This is a genomic window from Salinarchaeum chitinilyticum, from assembly GCF_055390775.1.
This window is the reverse complement of record NZ_AP043888.1, coordinates 2,626,046-2,639,283: the sequence shown is the minus strand read 5'-3', so window position 1 is coordinate 2,639,283 and position 13,238 is coordinate 2,626,046. Positions and strand designations below refer to the sequence as shown.

General features: G+C 64.9%; 10 protein-coding genes. 7 read left to right on the top strand and 3 right to left on the bottom strand.

Translation table 11 applies throughout. The annotated features are described in order from the left end of the window. The first annotated feature begins 150 nt into the window (after positions 1-150). From ACZ5KP_RS12750 to ACZ5KP_RS12725, 6 genes are all read left to right on the top strand, one after another. The gene (locus ACZ5KP_RS12750) at positions 151-747 is read left to right on the top strand and encodes a DUF7344 domain-containing protein (RefSeq protein WP_460918080.1); all 597 of its coding nucleotides are present in this window, start codon (positions 151-153) and stop codon (positions 745-747) included. Between the two features lie 103 nt (positions 748-850). After that, the gene (locus ACZ5KP_RS12745; RefSeq protein WP_460918078.1) at positions 851-2,704 is read left to right on the top strand and encodes an acyl-CoA dehydrogenase family protein; all 1,854 of its coding nucleotides are present in this window, start codon (positions 851-853) and stop codon (positions 2,702-2,704) included. Between the two features lie 264 nt (positions 2,705-2,968). Next, positions 2,969-4,945, top strand: coding sequence for a sugar-binding protein (locus tag ACZ5KP_RS12740; protein ID WP_460918075.1), 1,977 nt, complete (start codon positions 2,969-2,971; stop codon positions 4,943-4,945). A 63-nt stretch (positions 4,946-5,008) separates the two neighbouring features. Beyond that, entirely contained in the window at positions 5,009-6,178 is a 1,170-nt protein-coding gene (locus ACZ5KP_RS12735; RefSeq protein ID WP_460918072.1) for a Cdc6/Cdc18 family protein, read from the top strand. A 155-nt stretch (positions 6,179-6,333) separates the two neighbouring features. Beyond that, a complete protein-coding gene (locus ACZ5KP_RS12730) occupies positions 6,334-8,166 on the top strand; it encodes a PAS domain-containing protein (RefSeq protein ID WP_460918070.1) in 1,833 nt (610 codons plus the stop codon). 273 nt (positions 8,167-8,439) lie between these two features. Beyond that, entirely contained in the window at positions 8,440-8,601 is a 162-nt protein-coding gene (locus ACZ5KP_RS12725) for a hypothetical protein (RefSeq protein ID WP_460918068.1), read from the top strand. An 82-nt stretch (positions 8,602-8,683) separates the two neighbouring features. Here ACZ5KP_RS12725 and ACZ5KP_RS12720 read toward each other — a convergent pair whose 3' ends face one another. After that, positions 8,684-9,181: a twin-arginine translocation signal domain-containing protein gene (locus ACZ5KP_RS12720; RefSeq protein ID WP_460918066.1), complete on the bottom strand. Its 498-nt coding sequence runs from the start codon at positions 9,179-9,181 to the stop codon at positions 8,684-8,686. Between the two features lie 511 nt (positions 9,182-9,692). Between ACZ5KP_RS12720 and ACZ5KP_RS12715 the strand changes: the two genes are divergently transcribed. After that, positions 9,693-10,856, top strand: coding sequence for a S1C family serine protease (locus ACZ5KP_RS12715; protein WP_460918063.1), 1,164 nt, complete (start codon positions 9,693-9,695; stop codon positions 10,854-10,856). A 32-nt stretch (positions 10,857-10,888) separates the two neighbouring features. Here ACZ5KP_RS12715 and ACZ5KP_RS12710 read toward each other — a convergent pair whose 3' ends face one another. After that, positions 10,889-12,130: a Tm-1-like ATP-binding domain-containing protein gene (locus ACZ5KP_RS12710; protein ID WP_460918061.1), complete on the bottom strand. Its 1,242-nt coding sequence runs from the start codon at positions 12,128-12,130 to the stop codon at positions 10,889-10,891. A gap of 1 nt (position 12,131) precedes the next feature. Continuing rightward, positions 12,132-12,965: a phosphoenolpyruvate hydrolase family protein gene (locus ACZ5KP_RS12705; RefSeq protein WP_460918059.1), complete on the bottom strand. Its 834-nt coding sequence runs from the start codon at positions 12,963-12,965 to the stop codon at positions 12,132-12,134. Positions 12,966-13,238 lie beyond the last annotated feature (273 nt).

The following is a 13,238-nucleotide window of genomic DNA, read 5'->3' as shown; positions in this document are numbered from 1 at the left end:
TTGAGGAACTGATTCTGAGATTGCGGCCCGATTCCGTCAGTGGGTTCTTTGCTACGGCAAGAAAACACCTGCAACGAATGTCCGTTCCGTGCATTCAGCGGCTACCTAGCCGACATCAGACTGGCACGGCAGTCTGCGGCCCCAGCCACAATGACGAGCCCATCCGCGAAATCGCGAACGGAGGAACCGTCGGCGGCCGGCGATCGATCGACGGCAGCCACCGACGACGGCGGCGGAAGCGACGGCGACGAACCGGTCCCGGACGTCTCGCGAGACCTCGTCTTCGACGCGCTCAAGAACAGTCGCCGGCGTCTCGTGCTCCGCCACCTCCACGAGCGAGCGGAGGTCGTGACACTGAACGACCTCGTCGAACGCGTCGCAGCCGACGAGAACGGCACGACCCCCGCAGAACTCACCGCCGACCAGCGAAAGCGAGTGTACGTCGGTCTCTACCAGAGTCACTTGCCGCGGCTCGACGACATGGGGTTCGTCGAGTTCGACCAGAGCGACGGCACGGTGGAGCTGGGGCCCGCCGGTCCCGTCGTCGAGCAGTACCTCGACGTCGGTGCGGAGGATCGACGGTGGTACCAGGACTACGTGGCGTTCCTCGGGCTCACGATCGCGGTGTCGTTCGTCGCGTTCCTCGGCGGTCTGCTCTCGATCGTCGGCGCCGGGACAGTACTCGTCGGGACGATCCTCGGCGTCGTCGGACTCGCGGCGTACCGGTGGCGTGACGAACGGGCGTGAACGGCGGGAACACTCGGCACGAGCCCGTTCCTCGAGCGTCCCACCGCGCACTCGATCCGCATTCCGCCCAAACAATCTTCCTGCAGTGCGCCCGACTACCGGCATGGCCGAGCGCATCGAGTACGACCAGTACGACGCGGGGCGACACCTGAACTACTGGGCGATCGATCGGACGCTCCAGCGCGAACTCCGCCGCGTGTGCAGCGACGCCACGTTCGAGTGGGCGGAGCCGCGGCTCGCGGAGTTCGGCGAACTGATCGGCCACGTGGTCGCGGACAACGCCGATTACGTCGACGACCACGGTCCCGAACTCGAGACCTACGACGCCTTCGGCGACGTCCAGAACCTCGTTCGCTACCCCGCCGAACAGTACGAGAACGAGCGGGCAGTCTACGAGTCCGGCATCGTCGCGGACGTCTTCGAGGCGCCGCCGGGCCGCGAAACGCCGCTGCCGTTCTCGCAGTATCTCGGAAGGCTGCAGCTCCTGTCCTACGCCGAAGGCGGCGGGTTCGCCTGCCCGGTCGCGATGACTGCCGGCGCGGCGCTCGTGCTCGACCGCTTCGACGACGGCGACCTCGACGCGTACTACCACGGCCTCGTCAGCAGGGAGTACGACGACATGATCGAGGGCGCGATGTTTCTGACCGAGGAGCAGGGCGGCAGCGACGTCGGCGCGATCGAGACGACGGCGACGTACGACGAGGCGGCGAACTGCTGGCGGCTCAGCGGCGAGAAGTGGTTCTGTTCCAATATCGACGCGGAGGGGACGCTCGTGCTCGCGCGAGCCGAGGGAGCACCTGCTGGCACCGAGGGGCTCTCGATGTTCCTCGTCCCCCACGCCGATCCGTTCGCGGAGTCGCTGGACGGTGACGTGCTGACGAAAGGCCGCCGCGAGGCCTTCGACGGTCCGGTGCCGCCGGCAGCGATCAACGACCAGCTCTATCGCCGGCTCAAGGACAAGCTCGGGACGATCGCCGTGCCGACGGGGGAGGTCGAGTTCGAGGAGACGACGGCCTTCCTCGTCGGCGAGGAGGGAGCGGGGTTCAAGCAGATGGCGGAGATGCTCAACCTCGAGCGGCTGTCGAACGCGGCGGCCGCGTGTGGCGTGATGGGCCGCGCGCTACTGGAGAGCAAGATCCGCGCAGCCGATCGCGAGGCGTTCGGCCAGCCCATCGACGAGTACCCACTCATGCGCGAAGACCTCGTGGACATGGCGGTGGACTACGAGGCCGCCACGGCGTTCACCCACGAGGCGGGGCGGCTGTTCTCCGAACGCGAGCGAGCCGAGCGCGCCGGTGAGGGCGATCGCGACGACGCTCGGCAGGCCTACCGGCTGCTCCGATTGCTCGTCCCGATCGCGAAGCTCCGCACCGCCAGAATGGCGATCGATACCGCCTCCTACGCCATGGAGATCCAGGGCGGCAACGGCTACGTCGACGAGTTCGTCACCCACCGACTGCTGCGGGACGCGCAGGTGCTGCCGATCTGGGAGGGAACGTCGAACGTCCTCTCGCTGGACGTGCTCCGGGCGCTCGACCGCGAGGACGCCCACGAGCCACTCTTCGAGGAGATGCAAGCGCACCTCGACGCGGCGAGCCACCCCGCGCTGTCGGAAGCCGCGGCGACTGTCGAATCCGAGTATCACGACCTCGTCGAGGCACTCGCGACCGTCGCGAGCGAAGACGAAGCGTACGCCCAGCTCTCGGCGAAACGGCTGGCCAACTACGTCTTCGAGGTGTTCACAGCAGGACTGCTGCTGGCGGAGGCACAGCGCGAACTCGAGGACGGAAACGGGCGGATGGCGCTCGTCGCGCGGCGGTTCGTGGATCGGGAACTCGAGGAGTCGGATGCGCGCGGGATCACGAGCGAGGATCGGTTCGCTATCGAGTGGTTCGACGCGATCGTTCGGTACGAGTACGTAGATCTGGAGAACCGTCCGGGCGAGATTTCTGGCTAGCAGCGTCGACGGGCCACCGTTCTCCACTGAGAAGTCGATCCGGACGGAGAGTTGTGACCGACGTCATCTGCATCCGCGGGCTCAGTACGGGGAACCAAACCCAAACTTCACGTGGATTAGATGACGATTAGTCGGGTAATACCACTACTTCATCTGGATTCGGTTCGCGTCCCCGAATCGCAGTAGGCAGTGGTGTTCTACGGAAGACTCGGGTAGTATTTCACCGCAACCCTTTTCAACAATAATTCCGACGCGTCGGTCGGTATGAGATACCATCGCAGAGAGTTCCTGGCAGCCGCGGCGGGGAGTTCAGTAGCGGGCCTCGCCGGATGTAGTCTCACAGATAATTCGGACGGCTCGAAGACGGGCCTTCCGCGTCTATCGACGTCGGGCAACCGCGTCGTCGATCCCGACGGCAATACGGTCGTTCTCCGGGGGCTCAACACGGTCGATCCCTGGTGGGCGGGCGAGAATCAGGATCTCCGAGGAAACACCTTCGAGGAGACGCTCGATCTCGCGACGAATCGTGAGGAGGGATGGTGCCCCAGAGTCATTCGGATCCCGTGCCAACCTCGCTCGATCGAAGCAGTAGGGGTGGAGACGTTCGCGTCGGACTACCTCGATCCCGCGATCGAGCACTGTCGCGAGCACGGCGTCTACGCGATCGTGGACTACCACACGATCGAACCGTACGACACCGAGGACGTCGACGAACGCATCCGGACGTTCTGGAACGAAATGGCACCACGCTACGCCGACGACCCCCACGTCCTCTACGAACTGTTCAACGAGCCGACAGAGCCCTACGGGAGTGGGCTCGACTCCTGGAACACGTGGCGTGACACTGCACAACCCTGGGTCGATCTCGTCCGCGGGCACGCGCCCGACACGCCCCTGATCATCGGATCGCCGATGTGGACGTCGCTCACCCGGTTCGCCGCCGAAGCGCCGTTCGAAGGAGAGGATCTCATCTACGCCGCTCACATCTACCCCTCCGATGGACCGGACGCCTGGGCGGACACGTACAGTCCGCCGACGGATTCGGTTCCCGTGATGGTCACAGAGTGGGGCTATCTCGACGTCGAAGGGAACGGCCACGATCCCCACATGCGCGGCACGACATCCGGCTGGGGCGAGCCGTTCAGAGAGTGGCTCGAGAGCCACGAGACAGTCGGCTGGACCGCCTGGTGTTTCGACTCGGTCTGGGATCCCCAGATGTTCACAGACAGCTGGGACCTGATGGGTGGCGAGTACTACATGGGCAGGTTCACGAAGAACTGGCTCTACGAAGCTCGCAACGATGGGGTTCCCGACTCGCTCGCCTTCGAGGAGGTGGAATCGCCGTCGCAACCCGATGACGGCGCCCCACCCGCCGCGCCGTCCGACGTAACCCTCGAGTCCGTCGGCCAGACGAGTGCGACCATCTCCTGGACTGCCGCCGAGGACGAGGAGACGAGTGTCGTCATGTATCAGATTTACGCGAACGGTGAACGTGTGACACGGTACGGTGACAAGGCAACGAGTGCGACGGTGACGGGCCTCGCTGGCTCCACCGATCACGAGCTGACGGTAGTGGCGATCGACGCAGCGGGGAACGAGTCACCCGAGAGCGATCCCATCACGGCGACCACTGGCGAACAGACGACCCACGCCGAGATCGCACGAACGAACGCCGCACCCTCGCTCGACGGACAGCTCTCCGACGGCGTGTGGAGCAACGCCGCGACACATTCTCTCGACACGGTCGTCATCGACGGCATCGACGGACCGGAGGATCTCGATGCCGAGTGGCGCGCCCTCTGGGACGACGAGTCGCTGTACGTGCTCGTCGACGTCACCGACGACTCGATTTCGTCGGACTCCGCGGAGAACTACAACGACGATTCGGTCGAGATTTACCTCGACGGCGACAACAGCAAGGGAGAAAGCTACGACGGAGAGAACGACTACCAGTTCGTGATCCCCTTCGACGGCGCCGTCTCGGCAGGCGGTGGCTCGCCCGGCGTTGGTGATGCCCGTCAGGCCCAACGGCAGACGCCCGACGGGTGGCGCCTCGAGTTCGAAGTTCCCTGGTCGACGGTCGGGATCTCGGTCGAAGCTGGCCACCTGATCGGTTTCGACGTGCACGTCAACGACGACGACGGTGGCGGTGATCGTAACGGCAAGGTCTCGTGGTTTGCGACGGAAGACAACGCCTGGCAGGATCCAGGACTGTTCGCGACGGTCGAACTCGTCGATTAGGACAGATACCGCGCTACGGCCACTCCCCGCGAATCTAAAACCGTCGGCCCCCGGGTAACGTACATGCACCGTGCCGATGCCGATCCGGCTACTGCCTCGCTCGAGTGGCTCGACCCGGACCATCAGCCGGAGCGAATCGTCGGTCGGTCAGACGAATTGACGGCGTTTCGCGGGGTACTCGAGGATATCTTCGATAGCGCCTGTCGGCACTGCTTCGTCTACGGCCAGCGCGGTGTCGGCAAAACGCTCCTGTCGACGACTGTTCCTGAACAGATCTCCCACGACGAGTGGACGGTCCGTTCGGTCTCTGGCGATCGATTCGAGTCGGGATACGGACTGCTGGTCGGGGTGGTCAACGCTTTCCGACCGGACGGTCGTGAGCTCGCACCGACCGGTCACGCTCGGGACGCCGTGATCGATGCCCTCGCCACGGAGCTGGCGGCTGCGGCGCCAGTGTTGCTGGTACTCGACGACGTGGACGGCGTCGATTCGCCGGATGCCCTCCTCGAATTCGAGGAGATTGCAGACGAAATCGAGGTTGCAACGCTCTGCGTTGCCAACAGCTACTCCTACCGGAACGAACTGCCGTTCCCCGTGCGCCAACGGCTTTGCGAGCGCGAGGTAGTCCTCTCCCCTCTCGACCGGACTGCCGTGCGTGAGGCACTCTCTGACCGGTCGGCCAGCGCTCTCGGCGAGGGCGTCCTGTCAGCGGATGCACTCGAAACGTGCGTCGATCTGGTCACCGGCCAGTTCGAGGGGAATCTGCGGTGGGGAATCGAGCTGCTTCAGATCGCTGCCGAACAGCTACTCGCCCGTGATGGAGCGAGGCTGACGCGATCCGACGTGGACGATGCCCGAACCGATCTCGAAACGAGACGCATCACACGAAGCCTGTTGGACGCGCCCGTACATCGGGCATTCACCTTCTTCGGCCTCGTTGTACCGACGCTCGATGAGCCTGCACCGAGGATTGGTGACGTCTACGAGTCCTACCAGCGAGTCTGTTCCGGGGCCGACGCCGATCCGATCACGGTTCGTGCGCTGCACGATCACCTCGATTCGCTCCGGTCCGACGGATTCGTGTCGGTGACGTCACACAGATCGGGAACCCCGGGTCACTACTACCGATACCATCTCGAAGCGAGTCCTGCGGCTTCTCGTCGCGCGCTCGTCGATCTGCCGCACGTCGATTCCACGCTCGTCGATCGGTGCGTCGGTGACCTCCATTCCTGATTGGAGCGATCTATGCACTGCCGATTGCCGGGGTCCGCGGCCTCCTCGAATAGGGGCCAGGCCAGGTTCACACCAGCAGACGGCTCGTCGTCGGTGCCACACGACCGGAGAACATCGTCGATACTCATTTGACCGTGGAAGCGCTGTTCCTCGATATGTCTGCTGGGCGTCCCCCAGTGCGAGTGCTGTACGTTACGGGGACCGAGCACGCCGTCGAGCTACCGACTGCAGGGCTCGAACGTCACGGGACGCTCGACGTCGAGATCGCGCTCTCCGAGGATGAGGCGATCTCGGCCATCGGCGATGGATTCGGCTGCGTCGTTTGCTCGGTCGATCTTCCTGACGAGGACTTCCAGGCCGAGGACGGCTTCGAGCTTGCCGGACAGTTAGGCGAGGACGGGGCCGTCTCGACCGTGCTCGTGGGCGAGCAGTCTGCGACCGAACTCGGTCAACGGGCGATCGAGGCAGGTGCGGTCGAGTATCTCCCGCGGAACCTTGCAACGGAATCGCCCGCGATGTTCGCAGGCAGGATTCGTCGCGTCGCGACGACAGTGGACGGCGCTGGCGATGCCGGTCCGTACCAGAGCCTTCCGTTACCAGTCCTCGTCGGTGACGACACCGTTCACTACGCAAACGACGCTGCATGCGAGCGCTTTGCCGGCGGCGGCGATCTGACGGGTCGGCCGATCGACGCGCTGTTCGAAGACGTGGCGTCGTTGTCGACGCTCGTCGACGACGGACGAAGCACGCTCCGACCTGCCGAAGCCGACAAGCAATCGGTCGTGCAAACGATGCGTACAGCAGGTGTCGTCACCGCAGTATTCGTCGGGGACGCGACCAGCATCGGGTACGACCGCGGGCCGATGGATAAGGGAGAGATGCTCGACTCCCTCCTCGAGACCATACCCTTCTCGATCTACTTCAAAGACGAGCAGAGCCGACACGTCCTCGTGAGCGAAGGCCTCACGGGAATGAATCCAGACTGGCGAATGGTCAACAGCGAGGGCAAGATCCACCACACGGCCGAAGACGTTCTTGGGAAGACCGACTTCGATCTCTACCCGTCACACCACGCGGAAGCCGCCATCGAGGACGACAAGCGTGTTCTGGAAACCGGCGAGCCGATCTACAACCAGACCGAGAATACCCACACCTCCGAGGGGGAGCCCATGACCATCTCGACGACGAAGGCGCCGTGGTACGATGCTGCGGGGAACGTCGTTGGTGTTGTCGGCGCCTCACTCGAGATCACTGACGAAGAACGCTATCAGGACGTAGTCTCTCACCAGGAGTTCGTCGTGGAGCTGATCCTCGAGGCCATCGGCGAGCACCTCGAACCTACCGCTCAGGACGTGATCGATCAGCTCAACGCAGTCAGCAATGAGACGGATGCCTCGACCACGACCGATAAGGGGGAGAGAGTTGCCGAAGCGGACGGGACGATCGTTGCCGAACTCGAATCCCATATCGACTACATGGCGACGCTCGCGGGCTATGGCTCCATCTCGACGTCGAACGAACTCGTCGACCTGGAGGAGGTTGCAGACGCGGCTTGGGCGGCCATCGACGTCGACGCATCCACCGAGGACGACGTTGCCACCGCCCCACACGCCACCGATGGCCAGCGTTCCGATCGTAACGCGACACTGTCCGTCGACATCGACGACGTCGCTCTGGCGAACCAACGGAAGGTGCGCGAGCTGCTCGAACTCCTCCTCGAGAATGCGATCGTCCACGGAGGTGATGCAGTCAGCATCCAGATCACGCAGCTTCCGAACGGATTCTTGATCGCCGATGACGGCCCCGGGATCCCATCACGTATCCGCGATCAGGTGACGGCCTATGGCTTCTCCACTCGCGAAAATCGAACCGGTCGCGGGCTCCCACTGGCGCAGGCAATCGCTGGTTCGATGCGGTGGGAACTTTCGATCACGGACAGCGCGAGCGGGGGATGCAGAGTCGATATCACTGACGTCGAATTCGAGTGACGGAGGGGTTTCGCTTCGTCGTGGGCGCTCGTTCGGCTTCGCAGGAGTAACTCCCCGTTTCGCGCGCGTTTCCGTGAACGACTTCGAATGCCGTCGGGCACACCCGCTTCGACGTTGAGTCCGACGATGTAGGTGCCCCTGACGGCGAGGGTGCTACGAATAGTGAACCACAGTCCGACCACGGCGATGATTCCGGCACCCTTCGTCAAGCCCCCACACGCAAACAGAACGCGACGACGACCTGCATGGATGACGGCGCTGGCGTCGAATTCGATGAAAGCACGTTCGATCCGACTCGCGCTCGTCGCGAGACGGTTCGTCCAGCGAGAACTCGGCGATTCGGACGCTCGCGGCATCACCAGTGGCGATCGGTTCGCTATCGAGTGGTTCGACGCGATCGTTGGGTACGAGGAGGTAGCCGTCGAATCGCTGTAGATCGGATCGGGATCGCAGCGTGGACGTCGATGGTGATGACGGATCGGCGACCACGGCCCGGCGCACTGCAGCGCCGTCGCCCTCACGCGAAGTTGGCCAGCACCTGAACGGTGAAGTAGTCGATCGGGAACGGCGGCTCGTCCCCGAACGTCACGGCCCACTGCCACGTCTCACCGGTCTCGAGACGACCGTATTCGGTCCGTGCCGACACCGAATCGTGGACACCGGATCCCTCCTGGTCGCGGTCGTAGAGCGCAACCACGACGTTGACCGGTTGTAGTGCGCTGTCACCAGTGTTGGTCGAATCGCCCGCAACCACGATTCCACGCTCCCCAGCCCGCTGGAAAATCACGTTTTCGAGGGAGAGCGCATCGGATCCCTGTGGAGGCACTTCGGTAACGGAGTCCTCGTAGGGAGCCTGATTTTCTGGAGCGTTACGCCCGATGGCTACCTCGACGTCCGCGTCGTCCGCCGAGATGGTGGAGGATCCACCGCCGTTTGTGCCACTCCCGGGACAGCCCGCGAGACCGACGCTCGCCGCCGCGGCCACCGTGGTCTGGACGAATGTTCGTCGGTTCATGGTGTTTGACGGTTGTTTGTACGGAGGCTTGAAACAGCTTCGCACGGAACGGGGACGGCATCGCACGATCGGACGGGCCGGCGTCGCGTGGAATGAGCGGATCGACGAGGGACTGCAGAGTATCCGGTCCGTGTACGCGGTCGCGACGGCCGGCCCGACGCATCGGGCGCTGCAATCGAATCGGTGAAAGCGTGCGTACCGACGTCGACGACCCGGAAAAACCCGGGAGTCAGTTCAGGCGTCGTAGCGAGGGTAACAGCTGCGATCGAATCGGACACGACAGGACTACTGGAACGTGGCTCGCAAGCATCGACCAACTGCAGAAGTCGGCGGCGGCGGATCGTTCCGTAGCTCGAACCGGCAGGGCCGTCACGCACGGTGCCGTCTCGCCTCGCCCCCAGCAACGGCAACGATCGTGCCGTGTGATTCCCCAGCCCTACTCGCGGGCTGGCTCCTCGCCACAGCTGTACGGATCTACTAACTTTTCGTCAGGGTCGTGAAGCCTCGACCGATGACTCGCAGACGATACTACGCAGCGGCGATCGCGGCGCTCACGCTCCTCGTCGTGGCCGGGCTGGTAGCACCGTCGCTCGGTGTCGGCACGTCTGCCGTCGCACCGACTGCGCCCGCCGATGACGACGCATCGACAACCGACGATCCATTGGAGGCCGACGGTGCACTGCTCCAGCAACAGCAGGCCGACGGCGCTTGCAACTACACCGAACTGTACGACGAGACGATCGACGCGGTGGTGACCGTCCAGCGTGGAGGCGGCCAGGGCTCGGGGTTCGTGACACAGATCGGTGCGAACGACTCCACACAGTACGTCGTCACGAACGCGCACGTCGTCGGCGACGCAGCGAACGTGACGATCCAGTTCGATCGTGGGGAATCCAGCACCGGGCAGGTCGTGGGAACGGACGTCTCCAGCGATCTCGCCGCGGTGAGAGTCACGGACGCGCCGGACTACGTCGAAGCGCTCTCCCTGACCAACGAGAGCCTCGAGCACGGACAGCACGTCGCCGCGCTCGGTAGTCCGTTCGGCCTCGAAGCGACGATCACGCACGGCATCGTCAGTGGGCTCGATCGCTCGCTGCCGACGAACCGGGGGTACACGATCCCGAACGTGATCCAGACGGACGCCCCGATCAGCTCCGGCAACAGCGGCGGTCCGCTGCTCACCTGCCAGGGCACCGTCGCTGGCGTGAACACGGCCGGGATCGCGGCCCAGGGTGCCGAGAACATCGGCTTCGCCGTCCCGGCCTCGACCGTCGAACTCGTCGTCCCGTCGCTCGTCCAGAACGGTACGTTCACGCACCCGACCCTGGGCGTGAGCGGCGTCAGCGTGACCCCGGCGATCGCTGAGGCGAACGACCTCGACGTGACCGGCGGCTTCATCGTGGCGACGGTGGATCAGTCCGCGCCCGCCGCGTCGGTACTCCAGGGAAGCGACCAGCAGGTGCAAGTCGCCGGACAGGTCGTGCCGGTCGGTGGCGACGTCATCGTCGCCGTCGAGGGCCAGCAGGTCGCGAATCGCGAAGACATCGCCTCGGTCCTGCTGGCCGAAACGCGACCGGGCGAGGAGGTCGATCTCACGATCGTCCGCGACGGGCAGGAGATGAACGTCACGACGACGGTCGTCGAACGGCCCGAACCGGAGCCGGTGGCGCCGTAGCGGCCGGAGAGGCGGGACGGAGCGCCGACCGTTCACCCATCCGGGTCGGACGCTGCTGGATCGAGCCCGGCGTCCTGCATGTACCCATCGAGGAGCTCACAGAGCCGTTCGGCGAACGCGTCGTCGTTCACGTCCGTCGCCAGTTCGACCAGTTCGACGTGATCGTCGAGGTTCGAACGGATCGCGTCGAACAGCGCCGCGTCCGCCTCGGGATCGTAGAACGCCTCGCCCTCGACGTCGAGCATCGAGACGCCCGCCGTAGGAAGGACGAGCGCGGTCGGGCCGGTCGCGGCGTTGCATTTCTCGGCGATGATCTCACCGAGTCGCGCGTTCTCTTCCGGCGTCGTCCGCATCAACGTTACCTGCGGATTGTGCTCGTGAAACTGGCGATCCGCGAACCGATCGGGCACCGAGTCGCGCGGGCCGAAGTTGACCATGTCCAGCGCGCCGACGGAGACCACCTGCGGGGTGCCGGTCTCCGCCGCCGCGTCCAGTCGCTCCGGACCTGCACTGAGCACGCCACCGACCAGCTCGTCGGCCCACTCGGTGGTCGTGACATCGAGGACGCCGTCGATGACGCCCTGACGGACGAGGTCCTCCATCGCCCGACCGCCGGTGCCGGTGGCGTGGAAGACGATCGTCTCGTACCCCCGGTCCTCCAGGATCTCGCGGGCGGTCTGGACGCACGGCGTCGTCACCCCGAACATCGTGATGCCGATCGTGGGGCGATCCTCGACCTCGACATCGGGCTCGTTCGTGACCATCCCCACCATCGCGAGCGCGGCGTTCGCGATGACCGTCCGGGTGAGCTGGTTGAGCCCCTCGATGTCGGCGACCGAGTACGTCATCGTGACGTCCGTCGCGTCGACGTAGGGCTCGGTGTCGCCCGAGGCCATCGTGGAAACCATCAGCTTCGGCACGCCGACCGGGAGCGCTCGCATCGCTTCGGTCGCGATGGACGTGTTCCCGGAGCCGCCGAGGCCGAGCACGCCGTCGAGCGTCCCCGCGTCGTGCATCTCACGGACGATCGACGCGGCGCCCGCTCCCATCGCATCCATCGCTTCACCGCGGTCGGCTTCATCGCGGAGGTGTTCGAGCGTCGTTCCACCAGCCGAAGCGACCGCTGTAGCGTCCGTGTCCGGCTCGATCTCCGGCTCGCCCATCACCCCGGTGTCGATCAGGTGGACGTCGACGCCCTGGGCCTCGAGGACGTCCCTGGCGAACCCGATCTCCTCGCCTTTCGTGTCGAGCGTACCGACGATGACGACGGCCATCTCAGAGATCGATCTCCTTGAACTCCCGCGCCTGGTTCTCGATCGCCGCCTCCGTGGGGAGCCGTTCGATGCTCGACGCGCCGAAGAAGCCGACCACGCCCTCCGTGTGCTCGAGGACGTACTGCGCGTCGTCGGGCCACGCGATCGGGCCGCCGTGGCAGATGACCATAACGTCGTCGTTGACGTCCGTCGCGGCGTCGTGGTGAGCCTGGACGCGCTCGGCGGCCTCGTCGAGGTCCAGCGCGGTCTCGGCGCCGATGTCGCCCGAGGTCGTCAGCCCCATGTGTGAGACGATCACGTCGGCGCCCGCCTCGGCCATCTCCCGAGCCTGGGACTCATCGAAGACGTACGGGCAGGTCAGCATGTCTTGCTCGGCAGCCTCCTGGATCATGTCGACCTCCTTGTCGTACCCCATCCCGGTCTCCTCGAGGTTCACCCTGAACTGACTGCCCTCGTCGATCAGCCCGACCGTCGGGAAGTTCTGGACGCCGGAGAACCCTCGGCGCTTGAGATCCTCGATGAAGACGTCCATCTGCCGGAATGGGTCGGTTCCGTTGACGCCAGCGAGCACCGGCGTGTCCTCCACGACCGGCAGGACCTCGTGGCCCATCTCGACGACGATCTCGTTGGCGTCGCCGTAGGGAAGCAGGCCGGCCAGCGATCCCCGGCCGTTCATCCGGTAGCGGCCGGAGTTGTAGATGATCAGGAGATCGACGCCGCCGCGCTCAGCGAACTTCGCGGACATCCCCGTGCCCGCTCCAGCGCCGATGATCGGGTCGCCGTTCGATACCGTCTGCTCGAGTCGGTCGAGGGACTCCGTTCGCGGGAACTCCATGCGTAGGTTTGGCAAGGGCGCGATCGACCTTCAAACCCGGGCAGGATCGCGACCCACCCAAGGCAAGTCCGCGAGGATGAACGTCGGGGGTGCTCCACACAGCCACGGTCACGACGCGAAGGAGAGGTTCCCGGAACTGCTTCGCCTGCTCCCCGCTCTGACTACTCCTGCTCGTACTGATCCTACCGATCCTGCTGCTCCTCGAGATGCCGGTAGCGTTCGATATTGGGGTTCTGCCGCCCTGCTGAGACGCCGTTCCGTCGACACATCGAG

Coding starts and splice junctions, on each gene's coding strand:
- ACZ5KP_RS12730 (WP_460918070.1), top strand. CDS start 6,334: ATGTCTGCTGGGCGTCCCCCAGTGCGAGTGCTGTACGTTACGGGGACC.
- ACZ5KP_RS12735 (WP_460918072.1), top strand. CDS start 5,009: ATGCACCGTGCCGATGCCGATCCGGCTACTGCCTCGCTCGAGTGGCTC.
- ACZ5KP_RS12725 (WP_460918068.1), top strand. CDS start 8,440: ATGAAAGCACGTTCGATCCGACTCGCGCTCGTCGCGAGACGGTTCGTC.
- ACZ5KP_RS12705 (WP_460918059.1), bottom strand. CDS start 12,965: ATGGAGTTCCCGCGAACGGAGTCCCTCGACCGACTCGAGCAGACGGTA.
- ACZ5KP_RS12745 (WP_460918078.1), top strand. CDS start 851: ATGGCCGAGCGCATCGAGTACGACCAGTACGACGCGGGGCGACACCTG.
- ACZ5KP_RS12710 (WP_460918061.1), bottom strand. CDS start 12,130: ATGGCCGTCGTCATCGTCGGTACGCTCGACACGAAAGGCGAGGAGATC.
- ACZ5KP_RS12750 (WP_460918080.1), top strand. CDS start 151: ATGACGAGCCCATCCGCGAAATCGCGAACGGAGGAACCGTCGGCGGCC.
- ACZ5KP_RS12720 (WP_460918066.1), bottom strand. CDS start 9,181: ATGAACCGACGAACATTCGTCCAGACCACGGTGGCCGCGGCGGCGAGC.
- ACZ5KP_RS12715 (WP_460918063.1), top strand. CDS start 9,693: ATGACTCGCAGACGATACTACGCAGCGGCGATCGCGGCGCTCACGCTC.
- ACZ5KP_RS12740 (WP_460918075.1), top strand. CDS start 2,969: ATGAGATACCATCGCAGAGAGTTCCTGGCAGCCGCGGCGGGGAGTTCA.